The sequence below is a fragment of the Delftia sp. S65 genome, assembly GCF_016516495.1.
GTDB lineage: Bacteria > Pseudomonadota > Gammaproteobacteria > Burkholderiales > Burkholderiaceae_C > Comamonas > Comamonas acidovorans.
Genome location: NZ_JACVUR010000028.1, coordinates 1 through 18,038, shown reverse-complemented (window position 1 = coordinate 18,038; position 18,038 = coordinate 1). Strand labels below are relative to the sequence as shown.

Genomic DNA, 18,038 nt, shown 5'->3' with positions numbered 1-18,038 from the left:
TCGGGCGGTTTTTTGCGAAAGATCAAGTGACTGAAAAAGAAATCTCCCTGAACACCGGCGCCGATGCTGCCCAGTCTCAAGCGCCGTCTCTACCGCCGGTGCAGCGCAAACACACCGAAGTCGCCGTTGGCGTGCTCCTGCGAGAGTCCGATGGTGCGCTGCTGATCACCAGCCGGCCGCCGGGCAAGCCCTATGCCGGCTATTGGGAGTTCCCTGGCGGGAAGATCGAATCCGGCGAGACCGTGGAGCAGGCATTGCGTCGCGAGCTTCAGGAAGAGCTGGGCGTCGAGATCGCAGCAGCTACCGTCTGGAAGGTCACCGAGCATGACTATCCGCATGCCCTGGTGCGCCTGCACTGGTGCAAGATCACGCGTTGGAGCGGGGAGTTCGAGATGCGAGAAGGCCAGCAGATGGCCTGGCAGCAACTTCCGCTGCAGGTGCAGCCGGTGCTGCCTGGCGCCTATCCGGTGCTGCAATGGCTCAGCGAGGAACGTGGGCTGCCTTTTGATGCCGGCTTCTACGAGGCAGGCCAACCGAAAGTCTGATCAGGCCTGATCAGGGTTCAGTGCGAGGATCGCCGAAGGGCGAATCCTCGGGAGGCATGGGCGCAGGCACGCGGAATTCCTCGTTGGCCCAGGCTCCCAGGTCGATCTGGTAGCAGCGCTCGCTGCAAAAGGGCCGAAAGCGGTTGGCCGGCGCGAACAGGCTGGGGCCGCTGCAGGTCGGGCAGCGCACCGTGGGCCCAGCGGATGCGGATGATGCATTGACAGAGTGCGTGGCTTTCGTGGACATGCCGGCAGTCTTTTCCATCAGCTGCAAAGCGTGACCTCGAACGAGGCATCTTCGCTGCAAGGCTGGGGTTTGGCGCCGCTCTCGGGGCGAAGCAGGCGCACTGAAACCAGCAGGCGGTTGCCGCTGATTTCCGGAACAAGATTCAACGCAGGGTCTATGCGAAGGCGCAGCAGCTGAAAGCTGCGACCGGGCGGCATGGCCTGCTGGAACACGCCCTTTTCTGCGGCCACCCATTGCGGCACGCCGGTTTCGCGCAGCATCTTGAGCAGCAGCTGCAGCGACTGACCCAGCGGGGTCAGTGTGCTGGCCCAGTCCTCCAGATCACGCAGGCGCACCTGGGGGTCATGGAACTGCCAGGCATGATAGGCCGGCAAATCGAAACCGCAGGTGCCGCCAGGGATGCCGATGCGGCTGCGCACAGCCATCAGCCATTCGTTGTCGGTCAGGGACTGGCCGGCCTTTCCGTTCTGGGCATTGAGCTGAGCAAAGCACTGCTCCACATGGCGGGAGACCTGGTCGAGCATGTGCTCGGCGATATCGGGGTTGCCGCGCAGGCTGTCGAGCAGGCTCTTGTGGCGTTCGAGGTCCTTGAGCACGTCCGTCTTCAGGTCGGTGCGTGCTGCCACGTCCATGATCTCGAAGATGGTGACCAGCGCGAAATGGTGATCGATGGAATGAGCGCGCGACAGCAGCTCGCCCAGGCGGCGATACAGCTGCTCCAGCCTGAGATAGGTCCTCAGGCGCTCATTGAAAGGATATTCGTACAGGATCACGCTTGCTGGGCTCCTCGGGGTGCTCAGGAATCAGCTGTCTACGTCGTGCACATGCTGAATTACACGCACAGGCCAAGCCATGGCGTGCATCATAGCCCGAACCATGCCGAGATTCGATCGGTGCATGCGTGCAAAGCCTCTATCGTCATGGCTTCGTCGTTGTAGAGCACCCAGTCGGCTGCCGCCAGCCGTGCCGCGCGGGTGGCCTGGGCGGCGATGATGGCTTGCACGGCATCGCGGGGCAATCCGTTGCGGGCCATGACGCGTGCGATCTGTGTTTCCGTCCGGCAGTCCACGACCAGCACGGCATCGAGCAAGGCAGGCCAGCGGCCGGACTCCACAAGCAGCGGGATGTCATGCACGATGAGCGCGCATCCGGCATCGGTGGCCTGCTGGACTTCAAGGGCCGTTTGCCGAGCCACCAGAGGGTGAATGATGGCTTCCAACTGCTGGCGTGCGGCAGGCTGCTGGAAGACCAGTTCGCGCATGCGCGCACGGTCCAGAGCACCGTTCGCATCGATCAGTTCAGGTCCGAAGCTGCGCGCAATCTCGGGCAATGCGGCGCCTGCTGGGGCGGTGAGGCTGCGCGAGATCTGGTCTGCATCGATGATGCTTGCTCCGCGCAAGGCAAGCTGTGCGGCCACGGTGCTCTTGCCGCTGCCGATGCCGCCGGTCAGGCCCAGCCGGAAAGGGCGCGGGTGCGGACGTGGTGGCGGGGCGTTGCTGGATTCCATGCCGCAGTGTCGGATCAAAGACCGATGGCCGCCAACAGGGATTGCAGCATCTGCTGGGGTCCGAACACCATGGCGGCAAAGCCGGCGCCCGCAAGAAAGGGGCCGAAGGGAACATAGCCACCTTCGCGCAGGCGGCTGTTGATCTTCAGTGCAATGCCCACGATGGCGCCAATCACGGACGAGATCAGGATGATGGGCACAAGAGCCTGCCAGCCGAACCAGGCCCCCAGCGCGGCAAACAGCTTGAAGTCGCCGTAGCCCATACCTTCCTTGCCGGTGACCAGCTTGAAGGCCCAGTAGACCAGCCACAGCGAAAGATAGCCCGCTGCGGCACCCCAGACCGCGTCGGCCAGAGGCACAGCGGTCCAGTGCAGTGCCGATGAAAGCAGCCCGGCCCACAGCAAGGGCAGGGTGATGTCGTCGGGGAGCAGTGTGGTATCCCAGTCGATCAATGCCAGGCTCAGCAAGGCGGCGCTGAACAGGCACCAGATGGCGCCCGTGGGCGTGATGCCCCATTGCATCGTGCAGTAGGCGAATAGCGCAGCGCAGGCCAGTTCCACCAGCGGGTAGCGGATGCTGATCGATGCCTTGCATTCGGAGCACCGGCCCCGCAGCGCCAGATAGCTGAGCACGGGAATGTTCTCGTACCAGTGGATGGCATGGCCGCAATGCGGGCAGCGCGAACGGGGGCGGCTCAGGCTCAGGGGCGCCTCGGCAGGGTCAGTCGCAGCAGCAGAGGGGGGTGCGGCACCGGACTGCTCCTGTGCCCATTGGGCGCATTCCGCATTCCATTGCTGCTCCATCATGCGTGGCAGCCTGTGCACCACCACGTTGAGAAAGCTGCCGACCAACAGGCCCAGCAGGCCGCCCAATGCAGCCTGCATCCAGAGTTCCAAAACCATCAGACCACCTGACCCAGCTTGAAGATGGGCAGATACATCGAAACCACGATGCCGCCGATGAGGGTGCCCAGGAAAACAATGATGATGGGCTCCATCAGGCTGGACAGGCCAGCCACCATGTCATCGACCTCTTCCTCGTAGAAATCGGCTGCCTTGCCAAGCATGTGGTCGATGGAGCCGGATTCCTCGCCGATGGCGCACATCTGCAGCACCATGGAGGGAAAGACGTTGGCATTGGTCATGGCCACCGTGAGGCTGGTGCCGGTGGAGACTTCCTGCTGGATCTTCTCGGTGGCATTGGCGTAGACGGCATTCCCGGAGGCGCCGCCCACGGAATCCAGTGCCTCGACCAGCGGAACGCCTGCCGCAAACATGGTCGACAGCGTGCGCGTCCAGCGTGCGACGCAGGATTTCTCGATCAGCACGCCAAAGACCGGCATCTTCAACATTGCACGATCCATGAACTGCTGCATGCGCTCATTGCGCTTCCAGGCCTGCATGAAGAAGTAGAAGCCGCCTCCGATCACGCCGAAGATCACCCACCACCATTGGACAAAGATGTCGCTGATACCCATCACGAACAGCGTCGGTGCCGGCAGATCCGCGCCGAAGGAGCTGAACACTTCCTTGAAGGCGGGAATCACGAAGATCATGATGATGGTCACGACGATGAAGGCCACGACGACCACCGAGATCGGATACATCAAGGCGGACTTGATCTTGGACTTGATGGCCTCGGTTTTTTCCATATAGGTGGCCAGCCGATCGAGCAGGGCCTCCAGGATACCGGCTGCTTCCCCGGCCTCCACCAGATTGCAGTAGAGGCTATCGAAGTACATGGGGTGCTTGCGATAGGCCGCATTCAGCGAGGTGCCCGTCTCCACGTCGGAGCGGATATCGGCCAGCAGGCGCGTGACACTGGGGTTGGTGTTGCCGCGCCCGACGATGTCGAAGGCCTGCAGCAGCGGGACACCAGCCTTCATCATCGTGGCCATCTGGCGCGTGAACAGCGCGATGTCCTTGGGCTTGATTCTTTTGCCACCGCGCGTACGGCGCTTCTTGATCTTGCTGGGGAGCACGCCCTGGCGGCGCAGCATGGCCTGGACTTGGTTGATGCCTCCGGCCCGGGTTTCGCCTCGAATGATCTTGCCGTTGCGATCCTTGCCTTCCCACTCGAAGACAAAGTCCTTGATTCCCTTGGACGCGGCTGTGGCCATCGTGCTCCCTCTTTTGTTGTCTGCGCTGTCCGCGCTATTTACTCATTGGTGACTGCCAGCACTTCTTCGAGCGAGGTCAGTCCTAGTCTGGCCTTGTGCAGTCCGGATCCGCGCAGAGACCGCACGCCTTCACGCTTGGCCTGTGCCGCGATCTCCAGCGCGCTGCCGTCCTGCAGGATGATGCGCTGGATTTCCTCGCTGATCGGCATCACCTGGTAGATGCCGACGCGTCCCTTGTAGCCGTTGTTGCATGCCTGGCAGCCCACGGGCTTGTAGGTGACCCAGCTGCCATCAATGTCCGCCTCGTCATAGCCCGCCTCCAGCAGCGCCTCCCGCGGGATATCCGCAGGCTCCTTGCACTGGGGGCACAGGCGCCTGGCCAGCCGCTGGGCGGTGATCAGAATCACGCTCGATGCGATGTTGAAGGGGGCAATGCCCATGTTGCGCATGCGCGTCAACGTGGTCGGTGCATCGTTGGTGTGCAGCGTGGACAGCACCAAGTGGCCGGTCTGTGCGGCCTTGATCGAGATGTCGGCGGTTTCCAGGTCGCGGATTTCGCCGACCATGATGATGTCGGGATCCTGGCGCAGAAAGGCCTTGAGCGCCGTCGCAAAGGTAAGGCCCGCCTTTTCGTTCACATTGACCTGATTGACGCCGGGCAGGTTGATTTCCGAGGGGTCTTCTGCCGTCGCGATGTTCACCCCGGCTTTGTTCAGCATGTTCAGGCAGGTGTACAGCGACACCGTCTTGCCCGAGCCCGTGGGGCCTGTCACCAGAATCATTCCGTAGGGGCGCCCGATGGCTTCGATCAGACGTGCCTTTTCCTCGGGTTCGTAGCCCAGGGCATCAATGCCCATCTTGGCCGAGCTCGGGTCCAGAATACGGATCACGATCTTCTCGCCGAAGAGCGTGGGCAGGGTGCTCACGCGAAAATCGATGACGCGGTCCGGACCCACCTTGAGCTTCATGCGCCCGTCTTGCGGAACCCGCTTTTCCGAGATGTCCATGCGCGAGATCACCTTGATGCGCGAGGCCAGCTTCTCCTTGATGGCGATGGGCGGCGATGCAATTTCACGCAACTCGCCGTCAATGCGAAAGCGCACGCGGTACTGGTGCTCGTAGGGCTCGAAATGCAAGTCCGAAGCGCGCATGTTGAAAGCGTCGAGCAGCATCTTGTGCAGGAACTTGACGATGGGCGCATCCTCGACGTCCGCTGCGGCCGAGTTGTCCTTTTCTTCGGCAACGTCATCGGGTTTGAGGTCCCCGAACTCAAAATCGCCGCTGTCACCGTAGCTGTCCCTGGCTTCGCTGGAGCTTTTGTTTTGCTGCGCGATGAGCCGCTCCAGCTTGTCGGCCTCGACGATGATCCAGTCCACGCCCAGCTGGGTGGTGAACTTGATCTGCTCGGCGGCTTCCTGCTGCGTCGGGTCGGCGGTGGCCACCGTGAGGCGGTTGCCGCGCTTGCTCAGAGGGAGCACCCGATAGGTGCTGATGATCTTGGCGTCCAGCAGCTCTTGCGGCAGACGCATGGCGTCGATCGCATCAAGGTCGAGCAGCGGCGCGCTGAACATGGTGGAAACCGTCTCCGCCACTTCCAGGGCCGAGAGGGTGCCGGCGACGCTCAGTTCGGCAAGGAACGAGGTGCGATTGGCGACTGCCTTGCTGGCGGCCGCTTCCGCTGCCTGCTGCGATACCTTGCCTGCCGAAATCAGGGCTCGCCCGATGCCGGGAAGCGATGCAACAGCGGAAGCATTCTTGAGCGAGGAGTCAGCAACAGCCATGTAGCAAGACGTTTGAGAGGAAAGGACATTTATCCTATCATCCCTGAAGGCTTGAAAGGCCAGACGCACTGTTGCGCACCCAGATCTCGAACCTGGCTCAATGGTGGCGTGGTGATGAAGTGACCGGAAATGGTCGGGGTGAGAGGATTCGAACCTCCGGCCTCTACGTCCCGAACGTAGCGCTCTACCAGGCTAAGCTACACCCCGTTGCTTTTGTAGACAAAGCAATGCAGCCTGAAATCAGGTGCGTCGCTCCAAAAGCTGAGAGGCTAATTGTAGCAAACTTGCTGTATGCAAATTGCTCGGGAGCACATTTATTGCGTCGATGGCGCGGCGTGCCTCGGCGTGTGCAGCCTCGCGTGCCACGTCCAGCGCGCCTGTGCTGCACACGATATCCACCACGGCAGACAACTGCTCGGTTGAGCCCTGCTCGATGGCGTTGCGCACGATGGCGGCCTGCTCCGGAGTGCCGCGCTGCATGGCGGCAATCAGCGGCAGGGTGCACTTGCCTTCGCGCAGGTCGTCGCCCAGGTTCTTGCCCATTTCCTGGGTGTCGCCTGTGTAGTCGAGCACGTCGTCAATGATCTGGAAGGCGGTGCCCAGGGCCTGGCCATAGATGGCGCATGCCTGTTCGATCTCGCGGGGGGCGTCAGCCAGCACGGCGCCCAATTGTGCGCTGGCCTCGAACAACTGGGCGGTCTTGGAGCGAATGACGTGCAGGTAGCCAGCTTCGTCCAGCGAGGCATCATGCGTGTTGATCAACTGCTGCACCTCGCCCTCGGCGATCACGTTGGTGGCGTCCGAGAGGATCTTGAGCACACGCATGCTGCCCACTTCCACCATCATCTGGAAGGAGCGCGAGTGCAGGAAGTCGCCGACCAGCACGCTGGCCGGATTGCCGAAGGTCTCGTTGGCCGTCGGGCGGCCACGGCGCAGGGTGGACTCGTCCACTACGTCGTCGTGCAGCAAGGTGGCGGTATGAATCAGCTCGACCACCGCCGCCAGGACATGCCTGTCCCTGCCTTCGTAGCCCAGCGCATTGCAGACCATAAGCAGCAGGGCTGGGCGAAGGCGCTTGCCGCCGGCAGCGATGATGTACTGGGAGATCTGGGCAATCAGCGGGACGGTGGTCGTCAGGCGCTGGGCGATCACATGATCCACCTCGCGCATGTCGTCAGTGATCAGGGCAAGCGGATTGGGGGTGGAGAGAGCTGTGGTCAAGGTACTGTGGCCGCCAAGTGGATCGGCAATTATAGGAAGAGCTATCCCGCCTGCGGCCGGCCCTGGCGGTTGTTTGGGCGCGGGGTGGGAGCGCTTCATGCAAAGAATGTGAGTGCGTGCTAGAATCTCCGGCTTCCGTGGAAATTCGTTCGCGGAACTCTCAAATTCAAGAGGTTTAAATGTACGCAGTCATAAAAACCGGCGGCAAGCAGTATCGCGTTGCAGCCGGCGAAAAGATCAAGGTAGAACAGATTGCTGCGGACGTAGGCCAAGAAGTTGTGATCGATCAGGTTCTGGCAGTCGGCAACGGCGCTGAAATCAAGGTCGGCACACCTCTGGTGTCCGGTGCGTCTGTCAAGGCAACCGTGGTTGCTCACGGCAAGCACGACAAAGTGCACATCTTCAAGATGCGCCGTCGTAAGCATTATCAGAAGCGCCAAGGCCATCGCCAGCAGTTCACAGAGCTGCAGATCGTGGCGATCGCTGCTTAATTCAGGAGCTGAGTCATGGCACAGAAAAAAGGCGGCGGCTCTACGCGAAACGGGCGCGATTCCAAGCCCAAAATGCTCGGCGTGAAGGCTTTCGGTGGTGAACTGATCACGGCCGGCTCGATCATCGTGCGCCAACGTGGCACAAAGTTCCATCCCGGCGACAACGTCGGCGTGGGCAAGGACCACACTCTGTACGCTCTGGTGGACGGCCACGTGTCGTTTGCTGTCAAGGGTGCACTGTCCAAGCACACGGTCAATGTGACGGCTGCCTAAGCCCTGTCACTTCGACGCTCGAAGCCCCGACCTGTCGGGGCTTTGTCGTTTCAGGAGGGTTGTGCATCGTGCCTTCGCCCTCTTTTCCGTCTCTGAGGTGTGGCCTGGGGCTGTCTGGTGCACACTGCTTTTTGTAAACTGGATGCCTCATGAAGTTCGTCGACGAAGCTTATATCGACATTTCCGCCGGTGACGGCGGCAATGGCTGCGTGTCATTCCGGCACGAAAAATACAAGGAATTTGGCGGTCCCGATGGTGGAGACGGTGGCCGTGGCGGCCATGTCTACGCGGTGGCCGATGTCAACCTCAACACGCTGGTGGACTACCGCTTCTCGCGCCGGCACGATGCCACGCGCGGCGAGCACGGCAAGGGCTCGGACATGTTCGGTGCGGCGGGCAACGACATCACGCTGCGCATGCCGGTTGGCACCATCATCAGCGATGCCGAAACCGGCGAGGTGCTCTACGAGCTGCTGACGGCCGGTGAGGTGGTCACCATTGCCAAGGGTGGCGACGGCGGCTACGGCAACCTGCGCTTCAAGAGCGCCATCAACCGCGCGCCTCGGCAAAAGACACCGGGCTGGCCTGGCGAGCGCAAGAATCTCAAGCTGGAGCTCAAGGTGCTGGCCGACGTGGGCCTGCTGGGCATGCCCAATGCGGGCAAGTCCACCTTCATTGCCGCGGTCTCCAATGCGCGCCCCAAGATTGCCGACTACCCGTTCACCACGCTGCATCCCAATTTGGGCGTGGTGCGCGTCGCTGCCGAGCAGAGCTTTGTGGTGGCCGACATCCCTGGCCTGATCGAAGGCGCCTCGGAAGGTGCGGGCCTGGGCCACCAGTTCCTGCGCCATCTGCAGCGCACCCGATTGCTGCTGCATGTGGTGGACCTGGCGCCGTTCGATGACAGCGTGGATCCCGTGGCCCAGGCCAAGGCCATCGTGGGCGAGCTGCAGAAGTACGATGCCGAGCTGTACAACAAGCCGCGCTGGCTGGTGCTCAACAAGCTGGACATGGTGCCGGCCGAGGAGCGCGCCGCACGCGTCAAGGACTTCGTCAAGCGCTTCAAGTGGAAGGGTCCGGTCTTCGAGATTTCCGCCCTGACGCGCGAAGGCTGTGAAGTGCTGATCCGCACCATCTACAAACATGTGCATGAGCAGCAGCAGATCGAGGCCGGTCCCAAGGAAATCGATCCGCGCTTCGTCGAAGTCGAGGGTGATGGCGTGGATCTCACCGATCCGCGTTTTGCTCCCCGCGATTCCGAGTAAGAGCCGCCTGCCGCTCCCATCGCCTTGATCACAACAGCGGCGCGGCCTGCCTGGGCCTGCGCTGCAAGAATCACTATCCATCCATGTCTTCCAACTTGTTGCGTGATGCCCATCGCATCGTGGTCAAGGTCGGCTCCAGCCTGGTGACCAATGAAGGTCGCGGTCTTGATGAGGCCGCCATCCAGGAATGGAGCCGCCAGCTGGCGGCCCTGGTGCGCGGGGATGAGAGCCATGGCGGTCAGCGGCGCGAGGTGATCATGGTCTCCAGCGGCGCGGTGGCTGAAGGCATGAAGCGCCTGGGCTGGGCCGCACGGCCCAAGGAGATCCATGAGCTGCAGGCCGCTGCAGCCGTGGGCCAGATGGGGCTGATACAGATGTATGAGTCCAAGCTGCGCGAGCAAGGCATGGGCAGTGCCCAGGTGCTGCTCACGCATGCCGACCTAGCGGACCGCGAGCGCTATCTGAATGCGCGCAACACCTTGCTGACGCTGCTGGAGCTGGGCATAGTGCCGGTGATCAACGAGAACGACACCGTGGTCAACGATGAGATCAAGTTCGGCGACAATGACACTCTGGGTGCTTTGGTGGCCAACCTGATCGAAGCCGATGCCCTGGTCATCCTGACCGATCAGCGAGGCCTTTACAGCGCCGATCCGCGCAGCAATCCCGATGCGCGTTTCATCGACGTGGCAAATGCCGGCGATCCTGCGCTGGAAGAGATGGCGGGCGGTGCGGGCTCGTCCATCGGCAAGGGTGGGATGATCACCAAGATCCTCGCGGCCAAGCGTGCGGCGGGGTCGGGTGCTTCAACCGTCATCGCCTGGGGTCGTGAACAGGACGTGCTGGTGCGTCTGGCTGCGGGCGAGTCCATTGGCACGCTGCTCGTGGCGCAGACCCACAAGAACCAGGCGCGCAAGCAGTGGATTGCCGACCATCTGCAACTGCGCGGTTCCGTGTCCGTGGATGCCGGTGCCGTGGCCAAGTTGCGCGACGAAGGCAAGAGCCTGCTGCCCATCGGCATGGTGAATGTGGATGGCGAATTCGCCCGCGGCGATGTGATTGCCGTGCGCGATGCGCTGGGCATCGAGGTGGCGCGTGGTCTGGCCAACTATGCAAGTGCTGAGGCGCGTCTGCTTTGTCGTAAGAGCTCGGTGGAGATCGAGCGCCTGCTGGGCTACTCCGCAGGCCCGGAGATGGTGCACCGCGACAACATGGTGATTGCCGGGCACTGATGCCTGCGCAATCGGGGCAAAGAAAAAGCGCACCCTCGGGTGCGCTTTTGCATGGAGCCTTTGGCTTCAGGCCTTGCCTGAATCGGGGTGCAAGATCTGCTGCTGCCCTGACTGGGGATCAGGGTCGAAGCAGGCGCCAGGCGGCAACTCCATACCGGGATTGACGCGAAAGCTGCCTGAGCGTGCCGGATGCAAGCCTGGAGCGCCATAGGTTTCGGGACCTGTTTCATGGGCTTCCCTGGGGCGCATGCCGCTGCGAAGATAGCGGTTGCGCTGCTGCTCGCCCCGTGGCAGAAAGCGCGCCAGCTCGGTCAGGGCCATCTCGTAGACGCCGCGTTTGAACTCCACCACCACATCCAGTGGCACCCAGTAGTCATTCCAGCGCCAGGCGTCGAATTCGGGGTGGTCGGTGGCACGCAGGTTCAAATCCCAGTCGTGACCCATGAGTTGCAGCAAATACCAGATCTGCTTCTGGCCTTTGTAGTGTCCGCGCGCATCGCGGCGGATGTACCGGTCTGGCACCTCGTAGCGCAACCAGTCCCGGGTGCGGGCGACCACGCGAACGTGGTTGGGCATCAACCCCACTTCCTCATGCAGTTCCCGGAACATGGCCTGTTCGGGTGTCTCCCCCCGGTCAATGCCGCCCTGTGGAAACTGCCAGCTGTGGGTGCGGATGCGCTTGCCCCAGAACACCTGGTTCTTTTGGTTGAGCAGGATGATGCCGACGTTCGGGCGAAATCCGTCCCGGTCAAGCATAATCGAACCCCAATTTTCTGAATTGTGTCCATTATGCACGGTGCCTTGCCAGCGGCAAGCACGCTGCCCCGATTCCCGCGAAGCCCCTGATCCATGAAAGCCTCCCAATTTTTCATCTCCACCCTCAAGGAAGCTCCGGCCGACGCCGAAGTGGTCAGCCACAAGCTCATGACGCGGGCCGGCCTGATCAAGAAGCTGGGCGCAGGCATCTATAACTACATGCCCATGGGGCTGCGCGTGATCCGCAAGGTCGAGGCCATCGTGCGCGAGGAAATGAACCGTGCCGGTGCCGTGGAAGTGACCATGCCCGTGGTCCAGCCTGCCGAGATGTGGGAGGAGACGGGCCGCTTCGAGAAGATGGGCCCCGAGCTGCTGCGCATCAAGGACCGCCATGGCCGTGACTTCGTGATCCAGCCCACCAGCGAAGAGGTGGTGACGGACATTGCGCGCCAGGAGCTCAAGAGCTACAAGCAGCTGCCCAAGAATTTCTACCAGATCCAGACCAAGTTCCGCGACGAGCGCCGCCCGCGCTTTGGCCTGATGCGTGGCCGCGAATTCATCATGAAGGACGCCTATTCCTTCGACAAGGACCGCGACACCGCCCAGATCAGCTACCAGACCATGCGCGCGGCCTACAAGCGCATCTTCGATCGCTTCGGCCTGCAGTACCGTGCCGTGCGTGCCGACAGCGGCGCCATCGGCGGTGATCTGAGCGAGGAATTCCAGGTGATCGCCTCCACGGGCGAAGACGCCATTGTCTACTGCCCCAGCAGCGACTACGCCGCCAATATCGAGAAGGCCGAGGCCCTGGCGCCTGCAGGCCCCCGTCCCGCTGCAGCCCAGGCCATGGCCCGTGTGGCAACGCCGGGCAACAGCACCTGCGAATCCGTGGCTGCCCAGCTGGGCCTGCCGCTGTCGCAGACGGTGAAGTCCCTGGTGCTGGCCACCGACAAGCTCGACGACAAGGGTGATGTGGCGGGAAGCCAGGTCTGGTTGCTGCTGCTGCGCGGCGACCATGAGATGAACGAGATCAAGGTGGCCAAGGTGCCTGGCCTGGACGTGGGCTTCCGCTTTGCCACTGTGGCCGAGATCGAGGAGCACTTCGGTTGCCAGCCCGGGTACCTGGGCCCCATCGGCTTGAAGCAGCCCGTGAAGCTGGTCGTGGACCGCGAGGTGGCCGTGATGGCCGACTGGGTCTGCGGCGCGAACGAGGCCGACTTCCACATCACCGGCGTGAACTTTGGCCGTGACCTGCCCGAGCCTGATGTCGTGGCCGACCTGCGCAATGTGGTGGCTGGCGACAAGTCTCCTGATGGCGCGGGCGAGCTGGCCATCGAGCGTGGCATCGAAGTGGGCCATGTGTTCTACCTGGGTACCAAGTACTCCCAGGCCATGAATGCCACCTTCCTGGCCGAGAACGGCAAGCCCTCGCTATTTGAAATGGGTTGCTACGGCATTGGCGTGACGCGCCTGCCCGCTGCAGCCATCGAGCAGAACCATGATGAGCGCGGCATCATCTGGCCCGACGCGATTGCGCCCTTCACCGTGGTGGTCTGCCCCATCGGCATGGACCGCAGCGAGCCCGTGAAGGAAGCCGCTGAGAAGCTGCATGCCGAGCTGCTGGCACTGGGCGTGGACGTGATTCTGGATGACCGCGGCGAACGCCCGGGCGCCATGTTTGCCGACTGGGAACTGATTGGCGTGCCGCACCGCGTGGTGCTGTCCGACCGCGGCCTCAAGGAAGGCCAGGTCGAGTACCAGCATCGCCGCGACACGGAAGCGACCAAGATGGCCGCTGCCGATGTGCTGGGCCATCTCAAGCAGAGGCTGGGTCTGTGAGCCAGGCCCCCGTGATAGCGCGCCGCGATTGCCTGCGCCTGGCGGCTTCGCTGGGTGCTGCGCCGTTGCTGGGCGCGGTGGCCGCACCCGCCTGGGCTGGCGGGCAGCTGGAAGAGCCGCTGGCCGATTCGGTGCGCACCGCGCTGAGTTCGGCCGTCACGGGATCGGCGCCGCCCGAGCTGCGCTTTGCCTCCACCGAGGCCCGCATGGACTACCTGCGTTGGCTCACGGCCAGCAGCGAGCGCCTGCGCTCGCGCAAGCCCGAACTTGCAACACGGCTGGAGTTCCTGCAGACCGTTTGGTACGAGGCCAAGCGCGCTGGCCTGGAAGTCTCGCTGGTGATGGGACTGGTGCAGGTGGAGAGCGCGTTCCGCAAGTTCGCCATCTCCAGCGTGGGCGCGCGCGGCTATATGCAGATCATGCCGTTCTGGATGCGGCTGATCGGCGATGGCGACATCGGCAAGCTGTTCCACATGCAGACCAATCTGCGCTTTGGCTGCGTCATCCTGCGCCACTATCTGGACCGTGAAAACGGCGATGCCTACATGGCGCTGGGCCGCTACAACGGCAGCCGCGGCCAGCCCCAGTATCCGAATGCGGTGTTCGCTGCGCAGCGCCGCTGGGAGATCGAGCCCTCGCGCTCGGCCTGAGGGGCCGCAGGCTGGCGCCTGGCGGCAGGCCTGCCTTGCTGCGTTTTCAGGACGACGTGTCTGGCGACATGCTGGACACCTTGGCCACGGCGGCGGCCGTGTCGCCTGCGTTGGGCGGGGCGGCCGGGCTGCTGCCCGACATGCGTGTGACCAGCACCTGGTCGATGCGGTAGCTGTCCACGTCCATGACCTCGAAGCGGTAGCCGCCCCATTGCACGGTGTCCGTACGCCTGGGAATGCGCCTAAGCATGACCATGAGGAAGCCCCCCAGGGTTTCGTAGTCCTCGGAATGCGGCAACTCGTCGAGCTCCAGGGCCTGCATCACATCCTCGACCGGCGTGACGCCATCGATCAGCCAGGAGTTCTCGTCGCGGCGCAGGATCTGCTCCTCGTCGCCCGGGCTGACCAGGCCGCCCATCACCGTGCTCATCACGTCATTGAGCGTGACCACGCCGACCACCAAGCTGTATTCGTTGACGATGACGGCAAAGTCCTCATGCACCTGGCGGAACTGCTCCAGGACCTCGGCCAGCGTCAGGCGGTCCGGCACGACCAGCACCTTGTGGACCAGCGAGTCGTCCATGAGCGACAGGGACTGGTTGTTCAGCGCGCGCTGGAACAGGTCCTTGGCATCGACATAGCCGACGATGTGGTCGATGTCGCCGTCGCACACGGGGTAGGTGGAAAAAGGCTCCTCGGCAATGCGGACCCGGATCAGTTCATCGGGGTCGTCGCGGTGGAAGTAGGCGATGCGGTCGCGCTGCGTCATGGCCGAGCCGATGGTGCGCGAGTCAAGTTCGAACAGGTTGGCGATCACCTGCTGCTCCTTCGCGGCCAGCACGCCGGCGCGTGCGCCGGCTTCGGTCATGGCCAGGATGTCTTCGTGCGTGATGCGGTCATCGCGCACCGTGGGCAGGCCGAACAGCTTGGCAACGGCGTCGGCCAGGTGGTTGAAGCACCAGACCAGGGGCTTGAGCACGGCCATGCACCAGAGCATGGGGCGCAGCACGCGGATGGCCAGGGCCTCGGGCTCGGCCATGCTCAGGCGCTTGGGCAGCAGGTCGGCGAACAGGATGAACAGGGAGGTGACGCTGGCGAACGAGAGCAGGAAGCCCACGGTCTGCGCACGGCTGTCGGGCAGCCAGAGCATCAGCAGCTCGGCCAGATAGGGGGTCAATGCCCCTTCGCCCACCACGCCGCCCAGGATGGCGACGGCATTGAGTCCAATCTGCGTGACCGTGAAATATTCGCCCGGCTGGGCCTGCATCTTCATGACCAGTTCGGCGCGGGGTTCGCCGTCCTCCATCATCTGCCGCAGTCGCAGGCGCCGCGAGGCGGCCAGCGAGATTTCGGCCACGGAGAAGAAGGCACTGGTCAATATCAGCGCGACGATCAACAGCAGACTTTGGGACAGACTCATAGGCAGGGCGGAGAAGCGGGCGCAGGCGCGCTTTTCCGGATGTGAAAGATGTGACCATTCGACCACACATCGCATGCCCCTGGCCCTGAGGCATGCCCGGGGAGTCCGCCGGCAGCGCGGCGCAGGCGAAAAAAAGCCACCCGAAGGTGGCTCGATGCTGCGCCGAAGGCGCGTGGTGCGAGAAGGCTCAGGCCTTGGGTGCCAGCAGCTGCTGCAGCTCGCCCGACTCGTACATCTCCATCATGATGTCCGAGCCGCCGATGAACTCGCCCTGCACGTAGAGCTGGGGGATCGTGGGCCAGTTGCTGTAGTCCTTGATGCCCTGGCGGATTTCCTGGTCTTCCAGCACGTTGACGGTGGAGATGTCCTTGGTTTCCACGCCGCAGGCCTTGAGGATCTGGATGGCGCGGCCAGAGAAACCGCACATGGGAAAGCTGGCGCTGCCCTTCATGAACAGCAGGATGTTGTTGCTCTTGACCAGTTGGTCGATGCGTTGCTGGGTGTCGCTCATCTGTGTGGTGCTCCGGGGTCGTGGTGGGCGCCGCAGGCGCGGCGGCATGGATGGGATTATTTCACTCTCGGCGCGGACTTTGAAAGCATGCGGGATTGCTGCGCCCAGGCCAGAGCTCAGGTCAGAGCTCTGGCCTGCCCTTGCCATTGCCCGCCCGTGCAGCGGGCAATGCCGCCCAGGTCGTGGCGATGCTGCACGTCGCCAAAGCCGGCATGGCACAGAAGGGCGGCCACGGCATCGGCCTGGTCCCAGCCATGCTCCATCAGCAGCCAGCCGCCGCGGGCCAGCAGCGCGGGCGCCTGGGCGATGATGGCGCGGATATCGGCCAGGCCATCGGCACCGCTGGTCAGCGCCGACAGTGGCTCATGCGCCAAGGCCTGCAGGTGCGGATCGTCGTCGCGGATATAGGGCGGGTTGCTGACGATGAGGTCGAACGGTGCCTGCCCTGCCAGCGGCTGGAGCCAGCTGCCATGCGCGAACTGCACGCCCAGTTGCAGGCGCGTGGCATTGGCGCTGGCCACGGTCAGTGCGTCGGCGCTGGCATCCACGGCCCAGACCGTGGCGCCGGGGCGCTGGCTTTGCAGGGCCAGGGCTATGGCGCCGCTGCCGGTGCCCAGGTCCACCACGCGGCAAGCGGGGCCTGCCTGGGTCTGGATGGGCATGAGCTCCAGCGCCCAGTCCACCAGGGTCTCGGTATCGGGGCGCGGGTCGAGCACACGCGCGTCCACGGCCAGATCGAGCCCGTAGAACTCCTTGTGGCCGAGCAGGTAGGCAACGGGTTCCGCGCCAAGGCGGCGTGCACACAGCGCGGCATAGGCCTCGGCCTGGGGGGCGGTCAGCATGTCCTCGTCATGGGTCAGCAGCCAGGCTCGGCCGCCAGACTGGCGCCCGAGCACATGCAGCAGCAGCATTTGCGCGTCGATGCGCGCAAGCCCCAGGGCCTGGGCCTGCTGCAGCGCTTCTTTGACGATGGGGGGATTGGCCATGGCCCGGGTCTCAGTTGTTGACCTGCAGCTCGGCCAGCAGTTCGGCCTCGCGTGCGGCCTGCAGCGCGTCGAGCACGTCGCCCAGGTCGCCTTCCATCACGGCCAGCAGTTTGTAGATGGTGAGGTTGATGCGGTGGTCGGTGAGCCGGCCCTGCGGGAAGTTGTAGGTGCGGATGCGGTCGCTGCGGTCGCCGCTGCCGATCAGGCCCTTGCGCAGTGCGGCCTCCTTGGCTTCGCGCTCGCTGCGTTCCTTTTCCTGCAGGCGCGCCTGCAGCACCTGCAAGGCCTTGGCCTTGTTGCTGTGCTGGCTGCGGCCGTCCTGGCACTCGGCGACGATGCCCGTGGGCAGGTGGACCACACGCACGGCCGAGTCGGTCTTGTTGATGTGCTGGCCGCCGGCGCCGCTGGCGCGGAAGGTGTCGATGCGCAGGTCGGCCGGGTTGAGCGTGATGGCCTGGGTTTCGTCCGGCTCGGGCATGACGGCGACGGTGCAGGCGCTGGTGTGGATGCGGCCCTGGGTCTCGGTAGCCGGCACGCGCTGCACGCGGTGGCCGCCGGATTCGAAGCGCAGGCGACCGTAGACATCCGTGCCTTCCACGCGCAGCACCACTTCCTTGTAGCCGCCCAGCTCGCTCTCGTTGGCGCTCATGATCTCGACCTTCCAGCCCACGGCGTCGCAGTGGCGCGTGTACATGCGGGCCAGGTCGCCTGCGAACAGGGCCGATTCGTCGCCGCCCGTGCCTGCGCGGATTTCGAGGTAGGCGTTGCGCGCGTCATCGGGGTCCTTGGGCAGCAGCAGGCGCTGCAGCTCGTCCTCCAGCTGGACCAGCTCGGCCTCGGCGCTGGCGATTTCCTCCTGCGCCATGTCGGCCATGTCGGGGTCGGAGAGCATGTCCCGCGCAGCCGCCAGATCGGCCTCGCGCTGGCGGTGGCGCGCATAGCGGCCTGCAATGGCGGTGACGTCCGCGTGCTCGCGCGAGATGGCGCGGTACTGCTTCATGTCGCCCATGATGTCTTCGCGCGAGAGCAGGAAGTTGAGTTCTTCAAGGCGCTGGGCGTAGCGCTCCAGTTGTTGGCGCAGAAAGTCTTGCATGGTGTGGGGCGGTGATGCGAAGGGCTGCTCGGGCAGCACTGCGGCGGGAAACGTGGGGGCCTGGAAGGGCGGATGGGCCGTAAAACCCGGGAGGGGCGGGGA

General features: G+C 63.7%; 19 protein-coding genes and 1 tRNA gene. 7 read left to right on the top strand and 13 right to left on the bottom strand.

Features of this window, described 5'->3' with window-relative positions; translation table 11 throughout:
• Window positions 1–26: 26 nt before the first annotated feature.
• A complete protein-coding gene (locus IAE24_RS20195; protein WP_199961561.1) occupies window positions 27–545 on the top strand; it encodes an NUDIX domain-containing protein in 519 nt (172 codons plus the stop codon).
• A gap of 10 nt (window positions 546–555) precedes the next feature.
• Here the strand turns inward: IAE24_RS20195 and IAE24_RS20190 are convergent, their stop codons facing one another.
• The 8 genes from IAE24_RS20190 to IAE24_RS20155 all read right to left on the bottom strand — a co-directional run bounded on the left by IAE24_RS20190 (window position 556) and on the right by IAE24_RS20155 (window position 7,369).
• A complete protein-coding gene (locus IAE24_RS20190; RefSeq protein ID WP_199961560.1) occupies window positions 556–792 on the bottom strand; it encodes a DNA gyrase inhibitor YacG in 237 nt (78 codons plus the stop codon).
• A gap of 17 nt (window positions 793–809) precedes the next feature.
• On the bottom strand, window positions 810–1,565 hold the full coding sequence (gene zapD / locus IAE24_RS20185) for a cell division protein ZapD (RefSeq protein ID WP_012207290.1): 756 nt from the start codon (window positions 1,563–1,565) through the stop codon (window positions 810–812).
• Window positions 1,566–1,654: 89 nt separating this feature from the next.
• A complete protein-coding gene (gene coaE, locus IAE24_RS20180; RefSeq protein WP_012207289.1) occupies window positions 1,655–2,299 on the bottom strand; it encodes a dephospho-CoA kinase in 645 nt (214 codons plus the stop codon).
• 14 nt (window positions 2,300–2,313) lie between these two features.
• The gene (locus IAE24_RS20175; protein WP_199961559.1) at window positions 2,314–3,201 is read right to left on the bottom strand and encodes a prepilin peptidase; all 888 of its coding nucleotides are present in this window, start codon (window positions 3,199–3,201) and stop codon (window positions 2,314–2,316) included.
• A complete protein-coding gene (locus tag IAE24_RS20170; RefSeq protein WP_199961558.1) occupies window positions 3,201–4,418 on the bottom strand; it encodes a type II secretion system F family protein in 1,218 nt (405 codons plus the stop codon). The genes IAE24_RS20175 and IAE24_RS20170 overlap by 1 nt, the downstream gene beginning before the upstream one ends.
• Window positions 4,419–4,456: 38 nt before the next feature.
• Window positions 4,457–6,199, bottom strand: a complete 1,743-nt coding sequence (gene pilB, locus IAE24_RS20165; protein ID WP_199961576.1) for a type IV-A pilus assembly ATPase PilB — start codon at window positions 6,197–6,199, stop codon at window positions 4,457–4,459.
• A 130-nt stretch (window positions 6,200–6,329) separates the two neighbouring features.
• A tRNA-Pro gene (locus tag IAE24_RS20160) sits at window positions 6,330–6,406 on the bottom strand.
• A 33-nt stretch (window positions 6,407–6,439) separates the two neighbouring features.
• Entirely contained in the window at window positions 6,440–7,369 is a 930-nt protein-coding gene (locus tag IAE24_RS20155; protein ID WP_199961557.1) for a polyprenyl synthetase family protein, read from the bottom strand.
• A 230-nt stretch (window positions 7,370–7,599) separates the two neighbouring features.
• On the opposite strand from IAE24_RS20155, the gene rplU reads away from it, so the two are divergent.
• The 4 genes from rplU to proB all read left to right on the top strand — a co-directional run bounded on the left by rplU (window position 7,600) and on the right by proB (window position 10,681).
• A complete protein-coding gene (gene rplU, locus IAE24_RS20150; RefSeq protein ID WP_012207284.1) occupies window positions 7,600–7,911 on the top strand; it encodes a 50S ribosomal protein L21 in 312 nt (103 codons plus the stop codon).
• Window positions 7,912–7,926: 15 nt separating this feature from the next.
• Window positions 7,927–8,184 (top strand): 50S ribosomal protein L27, encoded by a 258-nt coding sequence (gene rpmA, locus IAE24_RS20145; protein ID WP_012207283.1) that lies wholly within the window; start codon window positions 7,927–7,929, stop codon window positions 8,182–8,184.
• Window positions 8,185–8,333: 149 nt separating this feature from the next.
• Window positions 8,334–9,449, top strand: coding sequence for an Obg family GTPase CgtA (cgtA, locus tag IAE24_RS20140; RefSeq protein ID WP_012207282.1), 1,116 nt, complete (start codon window positions 8,334–8,336; stop codon window positions 9,447–9,449).
• A gap of 83 nt (window positions 9,450–9,532) precedes the next feature.
• Window positions 9,533–10,681: a glutamate 5-kinase gene (gene proB, locus IAE24_RS20135; protein ID WP_012207281.1), complete on the top strand. Its 1,149-nt coding sequence runs from the start codon at window positions 9,533–9,535 to the stop codon at window positions 10,679–10,681.
• A 66-nt stretch (window positions 10,682–10,747) separates the two neighbouring features.
• Here proB and IAE24_RS20130 read toward each other — a convergent pair whose 3' ends face one another.
• Window positions 10,748–11,437: an RNA pyrophosphohydrolase gene (locus IAE24_RS20130; protein ID WP_199961556.1), complete on the bottom strand. Its 690-nt coding sequence runs from the start codon at window positions 11,435–11,437 to the stop codon at window positions 10,748–10,750.
• Between the two features lie 93 nt (window positions 11,438–11,530).
• Here IAE24_RS20130 and IAE24_RS20125 point away from each other — a divergent pair, with 93 nt between their 5' ends.
• Both IAE24_RS20125 and IAE24_RS20120 read left to right on the top strand, forming a co-directional pair.
• A complete protein-coding gene (locus IAE24_RS20125; RefSeq protein ID WP_065345749.1) occupies window positions 11,531–13,276 on the top strand; it encodes a proline--tRNA ligase in 1,746 nt (581 codons plus the stop codon).
• Window positions 13,273–13,926, top strand: a complete 654-nt coding sequence (locus tag IAE24_RS20120) for a lytic transglycosylase domain-containing protein (RefSeq protein ID WP_034396910.1) — start codon at window positions 13,273–13,275, stop codon at window positions 13,924–13,926. Before IAE24_RS20125 ends, IAE24_RS20120 begins: the two co-directional genes overlap by 4 nt.
• 46 nt (window positions 13,927–13,972) lie before the next feature.
• On the opposite strand, the gene IAE24_RS20115 is transcribed toward IAE24_RS20120, so the two are convergent.
• The 4 genes from IAE24_RS20115 to prfA form a co-directional block, all read right to left on the bottom strand.
• Window positions 13,973–15,346: a hemolysin family protein gene (locus IAE24_RS20115; RefSeq protein WP_034396907.1), complete on the bottom strand. Its 1,374-nt coding sequence runs from the start codon at window positions 15,344–15,346 to the stop codon at window positions 13,973–13,975.
• Between the two features lie 187 nt (window positions 15,347–15,533).
• Entirely contained in the window at window positions 15,534–15,857 is a 324-nt protein-coding gene (gene grxD, locus IAE24_RS20110) for a Grx4 family monothiol glutaredoxin (RefSeq protein WP_012207276.1), read from the bottom strand.
• A 116-nt stretch (window positions 15,858–15,973) separates the two neighbouring features.
• Window positions 15,974–16,843, bottom strand: a complete 870-nt coding sequence (gene prmC, locus IAE24_RS20105) for a peptide chain release factor N(5)-glutamine methyltransferase (RefSeq protein ID WP_199961555.1) — start codon at window positions 16,841–16,843, stop codon at window positions 15,974–15,976.
• Between the two features lie 10 nt (window positions 16,844–16,853).
• Entirely contained in the window at window positions 16,854–17,936 is a 1,083-nt protein-coding gene (prfA, locus tag IAE24_RS20100) for a peptide chain release factor 1 (RefSeq protein WP_063328226.1), read from the bottom strand.
• Window positions 17,937–18,038: the final 102 nt, after the last annotated feature.